The organism is Methanoculleus sp., assembly GCF_020696975.1.
Taxonomy (GTDB): domain Archaea; phylum Halobacteriota; class Methanomicrobia; order Methanomicrobiales; family Methanoculleaceae; genus Methanoculleus.
The window spans coordinates 123,499-143,062 of the sequence record NZ_JAJGBK010000014.1 but is presented as its reverse complement, the minus strand read 5'-3'; the positions used below and the strand labels follow the sequence as shown (position 1 = coordinate 143,062).

Annotated in this window: 15 protein-coding genes; 6 read left to right on the top strand and 9 right to left on the bottom strand. The window is 62.6% G+C overall.

Features of this window, described 5'->3' with window-relative positions; translation table 11 throughout:
- Window positions 1-35: 35 nt before the first annotated feature.
- The 5 genes from QZ650_RS03860 to QZ650_RS03840 all read right to left on the bottom strand — a co-directional run bounded on the left by QZ650_RS03860 (window position 36) and on the right by QZ650_RS03840 (window position 6,390).
- The gene (locus tag QZ650_RS03860) at window positions 36-917 is read right to left on the bottom strand and encodes a thiamine pyrophosphate-dependent enzyme (RefSeq protein WP_292517365.1); all 882 of its coding nucleotides are present in this window, start codon (window positions 915-917) and stop codon (window positions 36-38) included.
- Window positions 914-2,572, bottom strand: coding sequence for a 2-oxoacid:acceptor oxidoreductase subunit alpha (locus QZ650_RS03855; RefSeq protein ID WP_292517362.1), 1,659 nt, complete (start codon window positions 2,570-2,572; stop codon window positions 914-916). The genes QZ650_RS03860 and QZ650_RS03855 overlap by 4 nt, the downstream gene beginning before the upstream one ends.
- Window positions 2,573-2,676: 104 nt before the next feature.
- Window positions 2,677-3,423 carry a hypothetical protein gene (locus QZ650_RS03850; protein WP_292517359.1) on the bottom strand — a complete coding sequence of 249 codons (747 nt, stop codon included), beginning with the start codon at window positions 3,421-3,423 and terminating at the stop codon, window positions 2,677-2,679.
- Window positions 3,424-3,477: 54 nt separating this feature from the next.
- On the bottom strand, window positions 3,478-4,611 hold the full coding sequence (locus tag QZ650_RS03845; RefSeq protein WP_292517356.1) for an NAD(P)-dependent oxidoreductase: 1,134 nt from the start codon (window positions 4,609-4,611) through the stop codon (window positions 3,478-3,480).
- Between the two features lie 189 nt (window positions 4,612-4,800).
- Window positions 4,801-6,390, bottom strand: a complete 1,590-nt coding sequence (locus QZ650_RS03840; protein WP_292517353.1) for a glutamate synthase-related protein — start codon at window positions 6,388-6,390, stop codon at window positions 4,801-4,803.
- 211 nt (window positions 6,391-6,601) lie between these two features.
- Here QZ650_RS03840 and QZ650_RS03835 point away from each other — a divergent pair, with 211 nt between their 5' ends.
- On the top strand, window positions 6,602-7,066 hold the full coding sequence (locus QZ650_RS03835) for a hypothetical protein (protein ID WP_292517350.1): 465 nt from the start codon (window positions 6,602-6,604) through the stop codon (window positions 7,064-7,066).
- 49 nt (window positions 7,067-7,115) lie between these two features.
- Here the strand turns inward: QZ650_RS03835 and QZ650_RS03830 are convergent, their stop codons facing one another.
- Window positions 7,116-7,796 carry a 2,5-diamino-6-(ribosylamino)-4(3H)-pyrimidinone 5'-phosphate reductase gene (locus QZ650_RS03830; protein WP_292517429.1) on the bottom strand — a complete coding sequence of 227 codons (681 nt, stop codon included), beginning with the start codon at window positions 7,794-7,796 and terminating at the stop codon, window positions 7,116-7,118.
- Between the two features lie 215 nt (window positions 7,797-8,011).
- Here QZ650_RS03830 and QZ650_RS03825 point away from each other — a divergent pair, with 215 nt between their 5' ends.
- The 3 genes from QZ650_RS03825 (at window position 8,012) to QZ650_RS03815 (ending at window position 11,751) form a co-directional block, all read left to right on the top strand.
- A complete protein-coding gene (locus QZ650_RS03825; RefSeq protein WP_292517347.1) occupies window positions 8,012-9,808 on the top strand; it encodes a PAS domain-containing sensor histidine kinase in 1,797 nt (598 codons plus the stop codon).
- A 3-nt stretch (window positions 9,809-9,811) separates the two neighbouring features.
- A complete protein-coding gene (locus tag QZ650_RS03820; protein WP_292517344.1) occupies window positions 9,812-10,237 on the top strand; it encodes a response regulator in 426 nt (141 codons plus the stop codon).
- Between the two features lie 188 nt (window positions 10,238-10,425).
- A complete protein-coding gene (locus QZ650_RS03815; protein ID WP_292517341.1) occupies window positions 10,426-11,751 on the top strand; it encodes a glycosyltransferase in 1,326 nt (441 codons plus the stop codon).
- An 89-nt stretch (window positions 11,752-11,840) separates the two neighbouring features.
- Here QZ650_RS03815 and QZ650_RS03810 read toward each other — a convergent pair whose 3' ends face one another.
- Complete coding sequence (locus QZ650_RS03810) at window positions 11,841-12,317, bottom strand: Hsp20/alpha crystallin family protein (RefSeq protein ID WP_292517338.1); 477 nt, start codon at window positions 12,315-12,317, stop codon at window positions 11,841-11,843.
- Window positions 12,318-12,853: 536 nt separating this feature from the next.
- Between QZ650_RS03810 and QZ650_RS03805 the strand changes: the two genes are divergently transcribed.
- A complete protein-coding gene (locus QZ650_RS03805; protein WP_292517334.1) occupies window positions 12,854-14,821 on the top strand; it encodes a PAS domain-containing sensor histidine kinase in 1,968 nt (655 codons plus the stop codon).
- Between the two features lie 276 nt (window positions 14,822-15,097).
- A complete protein-coding gene (locus QZ650_RS03800; protein ID WP_292517331.1) occupies window positions 15,098-16,357 on the top strand; it encodes a ferritin-like domain-containing protein in 1,260 nt (419 codons plus the stop codon).
- A 139-nt stretch (window positions 16,358-16,496) separates the two neighbouring features.
- Here QZ650_RS03800 and QZ650_RS03795 read toward each other — a convergent pair whose 3' ends face one another.
- Window positions 16,497-18,791, bottom strand: a complete 2,295-nt coding sequence (locus tag QZ650_RS03795) for a PAS domain S-box protein (RefSeq protein WP_292517328.1) — start codon at window positions 18,789-18,791, stop codon at window positions 16,497-16,499.
- 117 nt (window positions 18,792-18,908) lie between these two features.
- Window positions 18,909-19,562 carry a phosphoribosylanthranilate isomerase gene (locus QZ650_RS03790; protein ID WP_292517325.1) on the bottom strand — a complete coding sequence of 218 codons (654 nt, stop codon included), beginning with the start codon at window positions 19,560-19,562 and terminating at the stop codon, window positions 18,909-18,911.
- Window positions 19,563-19,564 lie beyond the last annotated feature (2 nt).

The following is a 19,564-nucleotide window of genomic DNA, read 5'->3' as shown; positions in this document are numbered from 1 at the left end:
GGTCGGGGAGGGTTATGAAGATCTCGGCCGGGACTTCACCGCCGTTCTTGAAGCACTTTTTGGACGAACGCCCTCCTGTCCGGCTTCCCGGCGGTGAGCGACTGGAAATGCTCCTCGTAGATCGGTTTTTTCACCGAGTAGAACGTCCCGAGCGCGATCGGCGCCTCCCGGTCGTAGTCCCACTCCCGGATCTTCTCTAAAGCGCTCTCGAACCTCCCCGTCTCGACCTCGCCCTCCCCCATCTCGTAGGCGTGCTCGTTGTAGTAGTCGGTCAGGTTGAAGTAGGTCGCGCAGATCTGGAGGACGTCGATGAACGAGAACCCCCGGTGCATGATTGCCTCCTTGAAGAGGTCTTTTAGGTGCCGGACCTTCTTTGTGTAGCCCCGTCCGATATGGGTGGCCCCGGCGGCGAGCATCACCTCGAGCGGGTTTATGGGGTGCTCCGTGATCCCGCCGGGGGTGGACCGGCCCTTAAAGCCGGTGGGCGACGTCGGTGTGTACTGCCCCGTCGTCAGACCGTAGACCCGGTTATCATGGACGACAACCGTGATGTCGCTGTTCCGTTTGGCCGCGAAGATGAGGTGGTCGAGCCCCTCGGCGTAGATATCCCCGTCCCCGACGTGGCAGATGACCTTTACGTCGGGATTTGCCAGGCGTATCCCGGTGGCCGCCGGGATCGAACGGCCGTGGATGCCGTAGAAACTGTTGACGTTCAAGTAATCGACCAGTTTACCGTGGCACCCGATCCCGCCGAGGAGGACGAAGTTCTCGATGGGTATCCCCTCCTCCTCCGAGAGTTCGGCGATGGCCGACTTCATCATGTGCTCTATCGAGAAGTTGCCGCACCCGGGGCACCAGGTGTTCTGGGCCCGGGTGATGAGATCTCCTGCCGTCCTGGCGGGCTGTTCCGGGCTCATGCGAAGACCTCCCCGAGCCGTGCCTCCAGTTCGTCGACTGCAAACGGCCGCCCGTCATACTTCAGGACCGGCCGTCCCGGGTCGAACCCCTGCTGCCGGAGAAGGCGGGCGAGCTGGCCCGTGGCGTTGTTCTCGACGCAGGCGACCTTCCCCGCCCCGATCATCGCCTCCTTCCACGTGCGGGCAGGGAACGGCGCAAGCACGAGCGGCTGGACGACCCGGGCCCCGAACACCTCCGCGGCCTCGATGCACGCCCACTTCTCCGATCCCCAGCAGACGATCGTCCTCCCGGCATCCCGTGCGCCGTAGGTCCTCACGACCGGGTAGGTGCTGAGTTCCGCCGAGAGGCTCTCGTCCTTCCGGAGCATCTTCTCGCGCAGCCTCTTCGTCTCGTCGACCGCTTCCGTGGTGATCCCGGCCTCGTCGTGGACGTAACTGTTCACCTTGACGACGGCACCTTCCCTCCCCGGGAAGGCGAGCGGCGATACGCCGCCCTCGGTCAGGGCATACCGGCGATACTCCCCGCTCCCGTCCCAGAGCAGGGGCTCCCGGTCGGGATGCGGGGCGACGGCATCGATATCAAAGGAGAAGGCGCCTTCCGCGAGCGTCTTGTCGGTCAGGATGATCGAGGGCACCTGGTACTTCCAGGAGAGCATCAGGGCGGTCGCCGACCAGGCGTAGGCCTCGTCGAGGTCGCCGGGGGCGACGACGAGCCGGGGGAACTCCCCCTGGCCTGCGTTCAGGACGAAGTGGAGGTCGGTCTGGGCGGTGTAGGTCGGCAGACCTGTGCTCGGGCCGGGCCGTTGCCCCATCACGATCGTCACGGGGATCTCCGACATCCCGGCAAGGGAGAGCCCCTCGGTCATCAGGCAGAACCCGCCGCCGGATGTCCCGACCGCCGCCTTCTCGCCGGCGTAGGCGAGGCCGAGGGCCATCAGGATGACGCCGATCTCGTTTTCCGGGTGGAGGACCTTGATCGCAAGGTCTTCGGCGCGCTCCGCGAGGTAGTGGAGGAGGTTTGATGTCGGGGTCATCGGGTAGGCGACGTAAGACTCAAGCCCGCCGTGGACGAGCCCGAGCCCGGTGATCTCGTTTCCCGTCAGGACCGGGAGTGCCGGAGTGTCGAGCGGCTCGACGGTGAAGACGTTCTCCACGGCGTCGTAACCCCGGCCGGCGACCCGGAGGTTTGCCTCCAGGTGCTTTGCGGGGACGGTTGCCCGGAGGACGTCCTCGAGGACATCCCGGCCGATGCCCGCCGTCCGTGCGAGCGCCCCGAGCATTGCGGAGTTCCCGACGATCCGGGGCGCCTTCTCCTCTTTGAGGATCGTATCGAGGTGGAGGCCGGAACCCTCTCCTCTCACTGCCTGCGAGGAGTCGTAGATGACCGTCGTGCCGTCGTGGATCCTCTGGCGGTGGTTCTCGATGCTGTTCTGGTCGAAGGCAAGGAGGACGTCGACCGGGGTGCGGTGGGCGCCGATCGCCCTCTCCGAAGCCCGGATGATCGCGAAGTTGTGCCCGCCCCGGATGAGCGAGGGATAGTCGAAGTACATGTAGGTGCGGTAGCCGAGGCGGGAGAAGAGGGCGGCGATGGAGAGGCCTGCCGTGTTGATCCCCTCCCCGGCCTTGCCGCCGATGAGTACTGAGTATTCGCCCATGGTGATCAGCCGTGCCGTAGCGCGGTTGCGGGTATATAGATTGTGCCGCGGGGAGGGGAAGCCCGGGGGTTTGAAGGCCTTCCTCCCCTGACCGCGGCAGTCGTTCACCGCACAATCGGCGACGCCGTCTCATCAAAGGGATTCGAGCGCACCGCAAGCGAGAAGAGGTAGGGGTAGTTCTTCTGGAGGTACTCCATGTAGCCGAGCCACTCCCCCACGAGCCGGCCGTATACCCGCTCGACGTCCGCGGTGAGATGAGCGATGTCGGTCTTTGGGAGCGCGGGGAAGTCGTTTCGCCGTTCGAGTTCCTCGGTCAGGTGGAAGACCGCCCGGAGGAGGTCGGTGAAGGACTCGTGCTCCAGGAGGACGGGGTTCTCGAGCAGCCGCAGGAGGAATCCCCGCCGTTTGGTAAGGTAGCGGCAGAGTTCCTGCAGGTCCGCGCTATCGACGGCGACGGCATAGCGGTGGTGCCGGAGGCGTTCGCGCACGCGTGAGAACCTCTCCGGTGTCCAGGCCTCCGTCACGACGAGTTCCTGCCGGACTTTCCCGAGATCCGGGTCGCGGTCCGAGAGGAAGGTGAGGAGCCCGGACCCTGTCTCCGAGAAGAAGGCCCCGATGACCATGTTCATCTTCTCCAGCCTCTCCCGCTTTGCCCGGACGCTCAGGAGCTGGTTCAGGATGAGGGTGACGAGAAGGACGTTGATCGGCAGAAACCCGAGAGCATTGAAGATATACTGGTAGGTGTTCGCGGGGTCACCAAGCAGGAGGTCCTTTACGGCGTAGATGGCCGCCGACGAAGCAACCAGGATGATCCCGAGCCGTACTTCCCAGGTGCGCAGGCTGAGAGGCATGATTTAAGAATGATACGCATGGCCGGAAGAATAAAGGTTGGGCTCCGGGCGGCCTTAAACCCGGAGACCCGATGATGCCGGCACCCTGAGGGGTGAGGCGGCCTTCGGCCGTCCTCCGATCTCCCCTTCAACCCAGGCGACCAGGTCGAGCAGGCCCGCCTCGAGGGGGACCTGCGGTTCGTAGCCGAGGACCTCCCGGGCCCGGCTGATATCCGCAACGCAGTGGCGGATGTCCCCGATCCGGCTGATCCCTGTGGCCTCGGGCGCAAGGTGCTGGCGCCGGGTGATGGTCGCAAGAAGATCGGCGACGGTCCGGAACGTGTAGGGGCGGCCGCTCCCGATGTTGAACGTCCCTCCCGCAGCCCCGGGCGACTCAAGGGCCAGACGGAAGGCACGCGCCGCATCGTAGACGCTCACGAAGTCACGCTGCTGGTAGCCGTCCTCAAAGAGGCGGACGGGAAGATCCTGGAGCAGGCGGGATGCGTACTCGGCCAGCATGCCGGAATACGGGCTCGCGTATCCCTGGTGCGGGCCGTAGACGTTGAAAAGCCGGAGGATCGTCGTCCGGATGCCGTACGCCTCGCCGATCATCCTGCACATCTCCTCCTGGTCGTACTTGGAGATGGCGTAGATCGAGAGCGGGGACGCTTCCTTCGTCTCCGGCGTGGGGAGCGGATAGATCACCTCCCCTTCGGGGCTCCGGGGTTCCCAGTTCCCCTTTGCCGTCTCTCCCCGGGAGCGCCGGATCTTCGGGTAGACGGTGCCGTTGTACGAGCAGTACAGCCCTTCGCCGTAGACGGCGCAGCTTGAGGCGACGATGAGCCGCTTGACGGGGTGATCGAGCAAGGCCTCGAGGAGGGTGGCCGTGCCGGCGGTGTTGACGCTCATGTACTTCTCGATCCGGTACATGCTCGGCCGCTCTCCGACGACCGCCGCCAGGTGGATGACGGCATCGACTCCATCGAGAGCCTCCCGCAACTGCTGCGAATCCCGTATGTCTCCGATGAAGAATTCGCCCCGTTGATCGAGATGGTCGGGCCGCTGCCGTTCCGGACCATGCACCTGCGGTGTCAGGTTGTCGAGGATCCGGACATGGTAGCCGTGCTGGAGCAACTCCGTTGCGAGGTGCGACCCGATGAATCCTGCCCCCCCGGTGATGAGGAGGGTCGGACTGGTATCCATGTGCATGATATATCAGGCACACCTGACGCGCTCTTCACATTAAATATTATCGCGATTCTCAGATAATTTTAAAAAAGTGGTGGCTGGAAATATTTCCGCCTTCCCGCGCTGTTTTCCGCGCCCGGTCCAGCGCTCGGGACGCGGCGTGCAGCCGTCGGGGAGGGCCGTCGTCCGCCGGTACTGCTGCTTTGGGGATCACGAGTCGAGGATCGCCTCGGCAGCGTCGCGGTAGGCCCGCATGACGTACGGGATACCAGAGACCGCTTCCGCCTCCTCGGTCAGGGCCATCAGGTCGCTCCGGGCGACTGTCTTGAGGCTGAAGTTCCGGGTTCCGGCCATGATCTGCTGCAGCCCGGTCCTGAACTTCTGGGCATAGGTGTAGACCCCCACCGCTCCGAGCGGGATCTCGTCGATCCGGTCGGGGTACCTCTCCTTGAGCTGCTCGTAGCAGACGAAGATCTCCTCCCTGGTCCGGCCGTACTTCGAGACGGTCTTGGGGAGTTCGCCTGCTTCGAGCCATTTTGCGATGTTCTTCCCGACCATCCCGGGGATCATGAGAGCCCGGCCCATGCAGACGGCCCTGACGTAGGGGCTCCCCATGGCAAGCGCCTTGAAGACGTTTGCCTCGTCCGCAAACCCGCCGGCGATGGCGATGTCCGGGACCCGGATGCCCCGTTCCCGGAGCCGCCCGGCGAACTGGTAGGCGAGGGACTCGATGTAGAAGGTCGGGATGCCCCACTCGTTCATCATCGGCCAGGGGCTCATCCCGGTGCCGCCGGGCGCCCCGTCGATGGTGAGGAGGTCAATCTTCGCCTCAGCCCCGTACCGGATCGCCATCGCAAGTTCGACGGCCGAGTAGGCGCCGGTCTTGAGAGTGACCCGTTTGAACCCGATATCGCGCAGCCGGTCGACCTCCTCAAGGAACCCTTCCCGGGTGACGAAGCCGAGACGGGAGTGCCGCTCAAACTCCTTCAGGGCGCCGTCGCGGAATGCCGCCTGCACCTCGTGACTGTCCGGGTCCGGGAGGACGATGTAGCCGCGATCTTTCAACTGGTTCGCCTGGCCGAGGCTGCCGACCTTGATCTCGCCGCCGATGCACTTTGCACCCTGGCCCCACTTCAACTCGATCGTCTCCAGGTTGTGCTTCGACGAGACGTACTCGGCGGTCCCGAGCCGTGTGTCCTCCACGTTCATCTGCACCAGGAGTTCGCCGTACCTGTCGTGGAACTGCCGGTAAGTCTCGATACGGCGATCCATCTCAGGCGACCTGCTGACCTTGCCGTCGTGGCCGAGTTCCAGCCCGGGGTCGACGCCGCAGACGTTCTCTCCGCAGACGAGGGTGATCCCCGATAAGGCGGCGCCGATGGCGAAGTGCTCCCAGTTTGCCCGGGCGCTCTCGGTTGATCCGAGCGCCCCGGTGAAGATGGGGACCCGCATCGGGACCTTGATGCCCCATCCATACTCCGTCCTGGTATCGACGTCAGGGAACAACGCGGTGTCCGGGTCCGCTTCGACACCCTCCGGCAGTCCCTTTGCGCCCCTCGCATAACCCTGGATGTTCAGGTGCGAGAAGTCGACCGGATAGTTCTTGTCCGCACCGGCAGTGATCTCACCGTAGGGGCCGGGATAGAGGACTTCCCTGCCCCGGAAGGAAGAGAGCCAGATCTCGCAGGATCCCTTGCAGCCGTCGACGCACCGGCTGCAGATGCCGGACATGGGGACGACGTCCCGGGAGCGGTTGCTCGTCCCGGTTGCGTCGCTGGCATTCGGTCTTCGTAGGTTCATTGTTGCACCTGTGTTTGTGGATAGAAGGTTCCTTCCTACAAATATAAAACTTTCTATTGGCCGGACCGATCTGCGACGTCATCCAGTGGCCGGGTACCGTCACGCTGTCCGCCCCCGTCCGGCAGCGAGATCGATTATTTGTGCTGTGCGTCCCGGGATAAGCCGCGAACATGGCGAAAGGATGAAATACGATGGTGTGTATGATTGGTTTATGAACTTCAGGTTGCTATCCGCTCTGACGGTTCTCCTGCTCGCGTTTTCGCTCAGCGCAGCCTGTACAGGCACCAGCAGCGATGTCGGGCCGTCCCCGACAGAGACTCCGGCCGTAACGGCAACGCCCGGTCCCGGATCGTCAGTATCACTGACGCCCGGCCCGACGCAGACGATGCCGCCGGGAAAGGAGATTGAGTTCCAGATCACGGGTGGATTCCCCTCGCGGGTCACGAATGACCTGTATATCGCCTTCCGCGGTGGCACGGGCAGGGACTTCGTAAAGAGTCTTGACGTGCGCGTGACCAAGTCGACCGGGGAGGTCATCACCGACAGCCTGCAGCCGACCACCGGCGACGAGCTGATCATTCAGAATGCAAAAGGAGAGAACCGGGTCGAGATAACTGCCTCCCTCATCATAGGGGGAACCTTCAAGGTTGTAGACAGGATCGTCGAAGTCCCGTAACTCCCACAACCCATTTTCTTAGACGCGATCAGCCGGCCGCTATCTTCTTCTACCTCTTCTCGACGCTCCACCGTATCAGGAGGCCGTCATCGAGCTGGACGGTCTCGATCAGGCGCAGGTGCATAAAATCCTCCTCCCGGAGAAAGCCGGTGCCGTCGGCAGGGGTGGGTGCGTCCTTCCCGCCGATGACGATGTTGCCGACGAACGTCTGGAGTTCGTCGACGAGCCCCTGCGCAAACAGTCCCCAGACCAGGGTTCCGCCTCCCTCGACCATCAGGCGCCGGACGCCCTGCCGGTACAGCTCCTCAAGCAGGGTGCAAAGATCGACGGTCTCGTCGCCGGCGACGACGACGGTGGCATATTGCCCGAGTTCTTCCACCTGCTTATGGGGTGCCTCGCGTGAGACGGCGATGATACGCCTTCCGGTCCCTTTGTGGAGAATATCGGCATCAAGCGGGATCCGTCCCAGACTATCCACCACGACGCGGATGGGGTGCTCGTCCTTCCCGGCCGATATCCGTCCGGCCCGGAGTTCCGGGGACTTGACGGTGAGTGAGGGATTATCCGCGAGCACGGTGCCGATGCCGACCATGATGGCATCGCTCTCCGCCTTGATCCGGTCGACCCGTGAGAAGTCCTCGTTTCCTGAGATTCTCACCTGCCGCCGCTCCTTCGTTGAGATCTTCCCGTCAGCGCTCATGGCGATGTTGATGAAGACAAACGGGCGCATATTGTAGGGTTGCACGACGATCTTCATATATGCTCTCCCCTGGTCCGGTGCAGGATCCGTCCTGGCCCTTGCCTCCCTCTTTTTGGGCCGGAAATATTCCGCATTTATCTTCCAAAGGCCGGGGGATATTTTTCATTTGAGTAAATTATATTTACCTATCTTGAAGCATTCCGAATAGTATATATGCTTATTTCAGAATACTCTCTGTACCTTCCATGCCCTTAAACCGGTGTCTTGCAGGCCTTTTCCGGAAAGATCTCTTCACCGGAACCGATATCGTCAAGATGATCGTATTGGTATCATTCTCGTTGATATCATTCATGCTGACAGCGGTAGAACCGGCTAACGCTCACCCTGTTTGCCCCCTGATCTATTGCATCCCTATCCTCTTTGCCGCTCTCTGGTTCCCCCGGCAGGCGCTTCCGGTGACGGTATTGCTGGTTCTGGGGTTCGTGTTCATCCGGGTATTCCAGTCGACCCTCGGCTTCATCATCGACCCGGTGATGACGGGGCTGCACTCGATGATCTTCTTCTGGGTCTTTGGGGCCACAACGCTCTTCTCCCATGACTCCCGCCTGGCCTTCTCCCGATACAGGCAACTTGTCGAGAACTCCCACGATGCAAAGTTTCTCTGCGACCCAAAGACCCTCCAGTTACTCTGCGTCAGCAGACGGTGCGCCGATATACTCGGTTATGCCCCCCAGGAACTCATCGGCGTCCCGGTAGAGTTCTTCTGGGCAGATGTGACCTATAAAGTCCGGTTTACCGAGGAGATGGAGCGGGAAGGCTATATCGGGAGTATGGGGATGACCCTCCGGGCACGGAACGGGGATGTCCGCCCGGTCTTCATCTCCTGCCGGAAGCTGGTCCCCGAGAACCTCTTCGAGTGCACGATTGCGGATGCCGGCATGCTCCAGAACGAGCGTGAAGACCTCGTCCGGTCGAACGGGCGCCTGACGGAACTCATCCACCAGTCAAACGACATCTTCTTCATGCAGGATCCACAAGGGCGTATCCTCCACTTCTCCTGGCTGCGTGCCTCCGAACATCATGTCTCTCCCGACGACCTCGTCGGGCGGGGCGTGGATGCTCTCCTGCCCGCCGACCTTGCTGTGCAGCATATGGAACGGGTCCATAGCGTGGTTCGTGAACGCAAGAATGCCCGGTACGATCTCGACATCGAGATCGGGGGCGTTTGCCATACTTACTCCGTCACACTCGCCCCGTATGCCGGTGCGGACGGGGCCCTGATCGGTGTTGTCGGATCGGCGCGGGACAACACCGAGATGCGGCGGCAACGGCTTGCCTGCAGGCAGATGGCCTGGGAGGTCGACCAGTGGAAAGGGCTCGTCGCCACCCTCTCCCACGAACTGCGCACGCCGCTTCAGCCGCTCATCGGCTACCTCTGCATGATCGCCGACGATCCCGAATGTTATGGCCTGACGGCCGAGACCGAGAGGTGCCTCAGGACCTGCATCGAGTGCGCGAAGCAGGAGCAGGCGGTGGTCGAGAGGATGGTCGAGTTGAGCCTGGTCACGATGGACCACGTCGAGCTTGCCATTCAGGACGTACCACTCCGCCCGTTCGTCGATGGCATCATCACGGACGGCGGATACGGCCGGGAGGCAGAGATCGAGAACGAGATCCCGGTGAATGCCCATATCTGGGGAGATCCCGTTCGGCTTTGCCTGGCGGTCGAGAGCCTGGTATCGAATGCGGTTAAGTATAATGAGCTGCCTAAGAAAGTATGGATCCGCTATGCGGAATCAAATAACAACCATTATATAATGGTGTGCGATAATGGCATCGGTATCCCCGGGGATATCATCGGATCGATCTTTAGGCCGTTCTACACCGGAGGCATCGAACAGCAGAACCGCAAATCCGGGAAAACGGGCCTGGGGCTTGCGATCGCGAATAAATATGTCCAGTTGCACGGAGGGGAGATAACGGTGACAAGTGTGGTGGGCGAGGGGAGCACCTTCACCATCAGAATACCAAGGGAGGTATGAACAGTGGGAAATGCGATTATGGTCGTCGACGACGACCTGCCAACGCTGGAAGTAATGGAGCTTCTGCTCAAGAAGATCAACCGCGAACCGCTTCTGGTTCACAACGGTTGGGATGCCCTGCGGATGCTCAAGAAGGAGAAGCCTGCGCTCATCATCCTTGACGTGATGATGTCTCCTATCGACGGGTGGCAGTTCCTGGAAGAACTGAAGCGGAATGAAGAACTCAAGGATATCCCGGTCCTGCTCTTTACCGCGAAACATGTCTGGCCCGAGGAGTATTCACGGTACGCGGACGATATTGTCGGTGTCCTTGAGAAGCCCATCTCGCTTGCCGAGTTGAAGACGGCCCTGGAGAGAGCGCTTCCCCCGGATGCCTCTTCTCGCACGGACGACGACGCTCACTGCACACCGCAGATCCGGAGCGGCTAACCTCTTCTCGACTGTATCCCCGCCGGCATCCCGTCTCCGGGGCAGGTAACCCCGGGCAGGTGTGTGACGGGAGGGCACCGGCCGGTACGGTGACGAAGCCGCATCGGCTTCCTCCCCCTGCGGTCCGCCCGCCCCCACCGAAAGGCATTTTATCGGCCGGGGGTGTATTACCGGAGAGTGATTCTCCGATGATCGTCACGGATCTCCCCGGATGCCCGTCTCTCAAGGAGTACCGGCAGATCGTGGGGCAGGAGCAATTTTCGGCGATAGAGGAACTTGCCGATCGCCTCTCGGGCATCCGGCTGCAGGAGATCAACTCGACCCGTTACGGCGGCGGCGTCGCTGAGATCCTGATATCCTACGTCCCTTTCTTGAACGCTCTCGGCATTGAGACGGTATGGAGCATCATGGAGGCCGAACCGGCGTTCTTCGACGTCACGAAGACGCTCCATAACTTCCTCCAGGGACGGAACGGGTTCTCGCCGGCGATGGTCGAGACCTACTGGGAGGCCCAGCGGCAGAATGAAGGGCTGATCGAGGATGATGCCGATGTCGTGACCGTCCACGACCCCCAGCCGCTCGGCCTCGTCGAGTTCCTGACGGCCCGGGAACTCGAGCGAAAGAGGCTGCTCTGGCGATGCCATGTCCAGCTGGAGACGGTCCCCACCGGGACCGTGGGGAGCATCGGCAACATCTTACGGCGGCTGGTCGAGAAGTACCACGCAAGCATATTCTCCAGTTTCCTCTACCTCCCCCTCTGGAGCGTGCCGAGTTTCATCATCCCGCCGTTCATCGACCCTCTGTCCGAGAAGAACCGCGACCTCCCCGCTGCCGAGATCGACGCCACCCTTGCGAAGTACGGTATCGACCCGGCGAAACCCATCGTCACCCAGGTCTCCCGCTACGATGTCTTCAAGGACCCTGTCGGCGTCATCCAGGCGTTCAAGAAGGTCCGCCAGAAGACTCCCTGCCAGCTCGTCCTCGTCGGCGGCCGGGCGTGCGACGACCCGGAATGTTACATCGTCCTGCGCGAGGTCCGCGAGACGGCCGAGGACGACCCCGATATCCATATCCTTGACCTCCCGCCGGACAGCCATCGCGAGATCAACGCGCTCCAGCGGGCGTCGGACGTGATCGTCCAGAAGTCCATAAAAGAGGGGTTCGGGCTGACGGTGACCGAAGGGCTCTGGAAGGGAAAGCCCGTCGTCGCCGGGAACGTCGGCGGCATACCACTCCAGATCCGCGACGGCTGGAACGGTTACCTGGTATCGACGATCCAGGAGACCGCCGATCGGATCCTTCACCTCCTCCGGCACCCGGATAAGGCCGCGGAGATGGGAGCACGGGGGAAGGAGTTCGTGCGGGAGTATTACCTCCTTCCCCGGGGCGTACTGGACCATCTCACCGTCGTCGATCAGGTGAAGAACGGCAGGATCACCGCCCGGGACAGCGTCATCTGCTACCACCCGCAGGTGGTGACGACCCGGTTGGCCGGGTGTGCGGCCTGGTACTGATGCGTGCTCCTCCCTTGAATCCGGTCCGGGCCGTCAGGCCGGGGGTTACGCGGCCCGGATGTGGGATCGGGAGCTCGATTCAACTCCCGTCAATCTATGGGGATCTCTTTCCCCTCACGTCCGGGCGGCTTCCTCATCTTCTGTAAGCGCACCTCGAGGACGCCGTTCTTGAAACTGGTCCCCGCGGCTTCGTCGGTTACGCTCGCGGGAAGGCGTATCAGCCGGCTCATGATGCCGTTCCCGCGCTCGCGGATGTAGTAGCCGGTGGGTCCTTCCTCGGCCGGCCCGGCCCGCCTTGCCGTTATCCGCAGGGTCTGCGGGTTGAGCAGGTTGATCCTGATTGCGTCCTCCTCGGCGCCGGGCAGTTCTGCAACAACGATCACCTCGGTCTTGTGGTCGAGGATATCGACCCGGAAGTCTGTAGTGAGGCCACGGAAGTCACGGCTGCCTTCCCGGGAGAGAGCCGGCAGCCTGCCGCCCGGTGCATCCCTGGTTTCCCGGTCGTTCATTCTCTCGTTCGTGCTCCTCCTTGCGGAGCCGGGAGAGTCGTCTGGTTTCTCTGTCACGGTCCTCGCCTCCTGCAGTCTGGTAGCCATCGGATGGCCGGTCACCATCCGGGCCCCTCTCTTGAGCAGGCACACTTAACCTTTCGTACCGGGGAGGTACCCCCCCGGGGAGCCGGCCAGTCCGCCTCTCCCCCGGTCTGGTTGCTGCGAGGGAGGAGGGGGCGTCTGCTCTCGGCCCAAACCCGGTATGCCCGGGCGATTGCCCGGCTGACGGCAATCCTCCGTGCAACCCTGAGAACCCCTGGATAATCGAATTTATTGCGAGAACTGGGTATTCTGGGAAGGAATATTTATAAATATAATTGGGAGAATATACTTCTGACGAGGCACACAATCCTGGATCCCGTTATCAGAGACCACACCCGTCGCCATGCAGTTCTCTGTGGTGTTACCGTCATCGGGATAGGATATCCTATCATCCCGGGCGCGAGTTCTCTCTTCTTGTCTCTCCCCGCCATCCCGCCGCGCTCTCCGCGGGGGTGTCCCGGCCCTCTCTCCTGTCTGGCAACCGTAACCACGGCAGCAGGGCGGTCTTGATGGAGGACGAGCAGCGGTTCCGCGAACTCGTGGACCTGCTCCCGCAGCCGGTCTTCGAGTTCGATCTCTTCGGAAGGTTTACGTTTGCCAACCAGAGCGCTTTTGAGACGTTTGGGTATACGCCGGAGGAGATGGAGGCCGGAGTGAACGTCCTTGCGACGGTCGCGCCCGACGAGCGGGACCGTGCATGGAACGGGATCCAGGCCATCCTGCATACCGGGCCCCGGCCGCGAGGTTATGCGGCCGAGTATACAGCGCTCCGCAAAGACGGCAGCACGTTCCCGGCGATGATCTATTCGAGCCTTATCTCCCGCGGGGGGGAGACCGTGGGTGTCCGGGGCGTTATCATCGACATCACCGGGCAGAAGCAGGCAGAAGAGCACGACCGGCAGTACGTGAAGACGCTTGAGTTCCTCTCCAATACAGCGACCGATTATGTCAGGATGTCGGCAAAGACCGATATCTACCGCTACATCAGCGACCGTCTCGTCGAACTCTTCCCGGGCTCGGGAAACACCGTCAGTTCGATCGATGCGGATGCCGGGACCCTGACCATCCGTGCTGCCGGGGGACCGGAATCGTTCCTGGCGGTGGTTGACGATATCCGGGCCCGGCGACCCGAGGCTCTTACCTTCCGGGCGCCCTCGAAGATCTCCGGCAGCCTTGCCGAGATCCCGCGCGGCACGACGGAGGCGTCGCACAGGGAGTTGCCGCCCGACCTTATTTTGAGGATTGAGGCGCTGTATTCTGGCGGAAAGATCTACGGCATCGGGTTCTGGTGGGAGGGAGAACTCTTTGGGTCGGCGCACATCCTCCTTCCCCCGGGGATGACGCTCAGACGGTCGAAACGGGTCTCCACGTTCATCCACCAGACATCCATCGCCCTGCAGCGGCAGAGGGTGGAGACGGAGCTCCGCGAGAGCGAGGAGAAGTACCGGATGCTCTTTGAAGGGTCTTCGGACGGGATTCTCCTCGCGGTGGCCGGGAGGGTCATGGACTGCAATGAACGGGCGTCCATGATGCTGGGCCGCCCCCGGGAGGGGATCGTCGGGCAGGCGCTGGCGGATCTCTCCTCCGTGCACCAGCCCGATGGCCGGTCCTTTGCCGATGCGGTGCAGGAGACTCTCGAGGCAGCATTCGGGACGCCGCAGTCGTGTTCCTGGCGGTTCCGAAGAGGGGATGGAGACCTGATCGACGCCGACGTCTTCGTAACGGCACTGAACGTGCGCGGACACGCGGTCCTCTTCGTCACCCTGCGGGATGTCACCGAACGGAAACGTGCTGAGGCCGCCCTGCAGCAGGCGAACCGAAAACTCCGCCTCCTCTCCGGCCTCACCCATCATGACATCCTCAACCAGGTCACCGGGGCTGCGGGCTACCTGGAGTTCCTGAAGGACTTTATACCGCCCGACCCGAAGGCGCAGGAGTATCTGCGCCGGATTGCGATGACGATGGAGATGATCCAGCGTCAGATTGCGTTCGCCCGGGACTACGAGGATATGGGGACGAAGGCTCCACGATGGTGGCGGATCGATACCGTGGTGCGGGCGGCGGCGGACCTCCCCGGCCTGAACGCCCTCGACCTCCGGGTCGAGACGGGGAGGCTCGAGATCTATGCCGATCCGATGGTCGAGATGGCCTTTGCCAACCTCTTCGAGAACGCGGTCCGGCATGGCGGGCGGGTGAACGAGATCCAGGTCTCGTTCCGGGTCGAGGGCACGACCGGGATCATCACCGTCCAGGACGACGGCATCGGGATCCCCGGCGGCGAGAAGGAGTTGATATTCCGGAGAGGATTCGGGAAGAACACGGGGTTCGGGCTCTTCCTGATACGGGAGATCCTCTCGATAACCGGGATAACCGTCACCGAGACGGGCGAAGAGGGCCGGGGTGCACGGTTTGAGATCGCGGTGCCCGAGGGGGCCTACCGGTTCGGCGCCCCCGTCGGCGACGACCGCCCTGCATAATCCTTCAGCTGCACTCTGGTAGCATACACTTTGTGGTCTCCCGGCGCTTCGGGACAGTCCTGTGCTGGATAATCCATTGGGATCGTGGGCACTATTGCCGAAGCAGACACGGAAACCCGGTTTTCCTGTCTTATCCTTCCGGCCGTTAGGTTTTTGTGGTGCGGCCGGTATGGTGGGGAACCCCTGGATCTCCGGGGTGCGGGGTGAGCCCGGGAGGTTCACCGCCTGTGCCGCCATACTGCCGGAGATACCCGTACCGACGAGTTAGCGGGGGATATGGAGGAAGATGAAATGGCCCAGTTTAAACCGTTTGATATGGAGGGCATGCCGCTCGAGGAGCAGCCCCTGAACTGGAAGGATATGACCCCGGCCCCGTACGATAAGAAGACGGTCGACGCCTACACGCGGACCCGGATCATCCTCATGAACGGGATCGAGAACAACGCCGTCCTGATGTCGCACGCGATCGAGCGGATGCACCCGGACCCCGGGGTGAAGAAGTCGATGGCCCTGATGCGGCGGATCGACTCCCAGCAGCAGGTGGCGGTCAACTGGCTCAACCCGGCGGACCAGTCGGTCATCGAGACCACCCTCGGCTACGAGCAGGTAGCGGTCGACCTCACCGCGAACCTGGCGCAGAACGAGCCGGACCCCTACGTGAAGCAGACGCTGGACTTTGCGCTGCTTGAAGACTTCGACCACCTCTACCGCTACAGCTGCCTCTACGACTACATCGAGGGCGGCGACTCCGAGATGATCGTCCAGGGCAGGACCGAGGTGAAACCCGGCCGGCCGACGAGCATCGAGCATCGCCACCCCTTCGACTCGATGCGCAAGCACTACGACAAGGAGACGGCCGACATCAAGACGAAGATGAACTACATCACGATCACCGCAGGCGAGCAGCAGACGATGCTCTACTACCGGGCACACGGGTTCATGTACCCCGACGAGATCGCACGGCAACTGTATGCCGAGATCGCGGAGATCGAGGAGCAGCACGTCACGCAGTACGGGCTTCTCGGCGACCCGAACGAGACGATGCTTGAGAAGATGGCGATGACGGAACTCAACGAGGCTTACCTCTACTATTCCTTTGCACAGCAGGAGAACGATCCGAGGATCAGGGGCATCTGGGAGAGTTTCATGAAGATGGAGATCGCGCACTTCAACGAGTGCGCCCGGCTCATGAAGCAGGTCGAGGGCCGCGAGATCCGGGACGTCATGAAGGCCGACGCCATCGGGCCCCTGGTCGTCTTTGAAGAGAACAAGGACTACGTCAACAGCGTCCTCGACAACCAGCTCGACCTTGCGCCGAACAATATGGAGTACATGCGGATGCGCGATCTCCCCGACGACTGGGCGAGTTTCGGCTACCAGCGCGTCATGAACGCAAAGGGTGTCCCGAGCGAGGAGATCGTCTCCAAAGCGGGCCCGAACCTTACAGAGCGCGACCAGGCGGAGAACATCCGGAGGGTCAAGCAGGAGATGGCCCGGCGGGTGGAGAAGGGCATGGCAGCGGTGCCGGCCCGGTGAATACTTTTTTTAACGACCGCAGGGTGCGAGGACCGGCGGCGCCCTACACCATCTCTTCACCCGGCTCGCCGCCGGCCCTCCGGAGGGTGAACCGGAACGCCGCCCCCGCATCCGTGGCGCCCGCCACCCGGTCATCGACTCAGATCTTCCCGCCGTAGCGGGCAAGCAGCATCCGGCAGATCGAGAGCCCGAGGCCGCGGGCGCCTCCCCGCCCTTCTTGCCCGAACCGGGAGAATATCGCCTCCTTCGCGAAATCGGGGATCCCTGGGCCGGTATCGGCGACGGTAACCAGGATCATTCCCTCTTCTCCGGCGTCCTCGACGGTTATGGTGATCTCGACATCCGGCCCGCCGTACCTGACGCTGTTGCCGATGAGGTTCGTGAAGACCTCGGGCAGGAGGCCGTCGGCGCAGACCTCCACCGGCAGCCCCTCGTAGGTGATGCGGGCGTCAGGGAAGTGGGCGATCTCTCTTCGGATCACATTGTCGAGATCGACCGGGACAAGCTCCGTCCTGCTCTCGCGAATCTTTCGGATCATCGCGACGTTCGTCGTGATCTCGATACTCTTTCTGATGCTCGCCCGGAGTTTCTGCAGGTGCTCGCGCTCCTGCCCGGTAAGCATCTCGTTGAGGAGGTCGGCGTAGATGTTCGCGACATTATCGGCGTTCCGGATGTCGTGGGTGAGTATATCGAGGTAGAGGTTCGCCTCCCGGTTCGCTGCATCGAGCCGGGAGTACAGCATCCCCCGGAGAACCCCGACCCCGATCCCCCGGCCGACCGCCTCAAGGCTCCGCCGGATCTCCTTCGGGATATCCTGTCTTCCGGTGCTCCCGAGCACGAGCGCCCCGACGACGGAGGACTCGGCGACGAGCGGGATGAAGGCGAGGGAGGCGACGCCGAAGTCCGCGAGTATGTCCAGGTCCCGGCTCTCGGCATCCTCCGCCCCCTCGACGAACCAGGGCCGGCCGGCGATGAAGACCCGGTTGTAAGGCCGGTTGCGGGCGTCGAGGGTCTGGTTATGCATCAGGGTGAACCCGGAGACCTTCCGGTGGCACCGGGCGACGGCCTGCCCATGCTCTTCCCCCTCCAGCATGTAGACCAGCCCGACGTCGAACCAGAGGTTATCGAGGACCGCATCGAGTGCGTTATTCAGCAGTTCGTCCAGGGTGAACGCGGATGCCGACGCCGTGATGACCGCGTTCAGGACGGCAAGCCTCTTGTTCCGGGTGCGGACTGCCTCCTCTGCGCGTATCCGCTCCGTAACGTCGGCAAGCGAGAGGATCATCCCCTGAACGTCTCCGGTTGCACCCTTCACCGGGACGAGGCTCCAGTCCCAGTAGGTCATCCCGCGTTCAGGCTGCTTCTCGTATACAAACGGCTTTGCGTAAATTCTGAACGCTTCTCCGGTATCCCGCACCCGCTCAAAGATCGCCTGGTTCTCCGGGTTCGGGAAGAGATCGAAGTGTCTTCGCCCCGTAAGTTCCTCCTTCGCGTGCCCCGACCCCTTCGCGTAGGCCGTGTTCACGCGAACGAACCGAAACTCCGTGTCAAGATAGGCGAGGTGGACGTCGGTGTGCTCCATGACCGTCCGGAGGATGTCGCGCTCTTTTGCAAGGTCGGCGGCGAGCGACTGGTTCTCGGCGAGCAGCCGCTCCCGCTCCGCGTCCACCTGAATTCTCCGGGTGATGTCCCGGGCGAGCCACCGGACCCCGGTAAGACTTCCTGATTCGTCCCGGACGGCCGTGGCCGAGAGGGAGACGGGGATGGGCTCCCCGGCCGCCGGCTGCACCCATACCTCGATCCCCTGCAGGGAACCGGAGGCACCGCGATCGAGGCGTGCGATGAGGTCCCGGCAGACCTCCCTGTAGCCCGGGACGATGTAAGACTGGCCGGGTGTCCCGATCAGGCTCTCCCTCTCCCTGCCGAGAAGGCGTGCTCCCGCCCTGTTTACGTCGAGGATCACCCCTCCGGTGTCGCAGACGAAGTAACCGTCGGGGGCGAGGTCGAAGAGTTCCCGGTAGTGAGCAAGTTCCTGCTCAAGGCGACGGTGCTTCTCCTCGCTCTCCTCCCTCGCCGTGATGTCGCTGATCAGAAGTGCCACCATCCCACCATCCGGGACCCTGATCGAGCACGCCATCCGCCGGCCGGGGGCGATCGGGCATTCAAGATTCGAGAGCGCCGTTCCTGCCCGGAGCGCCGCAAGCAACGTCCCGGCTGCTTCCTGATCGGCGATATGCTGTGTGATATGGGTGCGGACGAGCGCCATCCCGTCCGCCCCTGAGAGGTCCCGGTCGTCAGGCAGCGAGAGGAGACGGCGAAATGCCCGGTTGACCAGCACGACCCTTCTGTCGGCATCGAGCAGGAGCAGGGCTTCGTCGGAGCCGTCATGGGCGGCCTCCGGGACGGTCAGCATCGAAGGTGTCGTTGCGTGCATGGTGCGATCGGTCTCCCGCGTCTCTCCGGTATCAAGGGGTAGGTCTGATGCATGCGCAGATAAAGGTAGGCAGGATGGGTTCCGGCACAACCGGCCGCCCGACCCGGCGCGGTCAGATTACTCCGGTCCCGGCAGAGCACCTCTTGCCTCGCGGGCAAACGCCAGGGTCATCCCGCGATCGCGAACACCGTCTTTCTTGACGCCGGTATGCACATCGACGCCGTATGGGCGGACCTTCCGTATGGCCTCCGCGACGTTCTCCGGCCTGAGTCCCCCTGCGAGTATCACGGGAATTGCCGTGTTCGCCACAATCTTTGCGCTGATGTTCCAGTCGTGCGGGATCCCGGTTCCCCCGATCTTCTCCTTCGTCCTGGTATCGAGGATGAGCGCGTCGGCATAGGGTTCGTAGCGCTTTGCCGTCTCGATGGCCGACTCATCCATCACGTGAACGGCTTTCACGATCCTGATATATGAAAGAGCGTCGCGGATGACGTCTATCGCGGATGGCTCGACGGTGTTCTGGATCTGCAACGTCGTGCAGTGCGAGTCCCTCACCAGCCTGATGAGGTCTTCTGTCTCCTGCAGGTGGGTGACGGCGACCGGTTCGATGAACGGCGGGAGTTCGCGTATCATCCTTGCGGCTTTCGGCGGCGTTACGACATCGCTGCTCTTGTGGGTCACGCCCATGATGAACCCGACCGCGTCGCAACCTGCATCGATTGCAGCCTGCATATCGGCAGGACTGGCGGTTCCACAGAACTTTATACGCATCA

Coding starts and splice junctions, on each gene's coding strand:
- QZ650_RS03860 (WP_292517365.1), bottom strand. CDS start 917: ATGAGCCCGGAACAGCCCGCCAGGACGGCAGGAGATCTCATCACCCGG.
- QZ650_RS03855 (WP_292517362.1), bottom strand. CDS start 2,572: ATGGGCGAATACTCAGTACTCATCGGCGGCAAGGCCGGGGAGGGGATC.
- QZ650_RS03850 (WP_292517359.1), bottom strand. CDS start 3,423: ATGCCTCTCAGCCTGCGCACCTGGGAAGTACGGCTCGGGATCATCCTG.
- QZ650_RS03845 (WP_292517356.1), bottom strand. CDS start 4,611: ATGCACATGGATACCAGTCCGACCCTCCTCATCACCGGGGGGGCAGGA.
- QZ650_RS03840 (WP_292517353.1), bottom strand. CDS start 6,390: ATGAACCTACGAAGACCGAATGCCAGCGACGCAACCGGGACGAGCAAC.
- QZ650_RS03835 (WP_292517350.1), top strand. CDS start 6,602: ATGAACTTCAGGTTGCTATCCGCTCTGACGGTTCTCCTGCTCGCGTTT.
- QZ650_RS03830 (WP_292517429.1), bottom strand. CDS start 7,796: ATGCGCCCGTTTGTCTTCATCAACATCGCCATGAGCGCTGACGGGAAG.
- QZ650_RS03825 (WP_292517347.1), top strand. CDS start 8,012: ATGCCCTTAAACCGGTGTCTTGCAGGCCTTTTCCGGAAAGATCTCTTC.
- QZ650_RS03815 (WP_292517341.1), top strand. CDS start 10,426: ATGATCGTCACGGATCTCCCCGGATGCCCGTCTCTCAAGGAGTACCGG.
- QZ650_RS03805 (WP_292517334.1), top strand. CDS start 12,854: ATGGAGGACGAGCAGCGGTTCCGCGAACTCGTGGACCTGCTCCCGCAG.
- QZ650_RS03800 (WP_292517331.1), top strand. CDS start 15,098: ATGGAGGAAGATGAAATGGCCCAGTTTAAACCGTTTGATATGGAGGGC.
- QZ650_RS03795 (WP_292517328.1), bottom strand. CDS start 18,791: ATGCACGCAACGACACCTTCGATGCTGACCGTCCCGGAGGCCGCCCAT.
- QZ650_RS03790 (WP_292517325.1), bottom strand. CDS start 19,562: ATGCGTATAAAGTTCTGTGGAACCGCCAGTCCTGCCGATATGCAGGCT.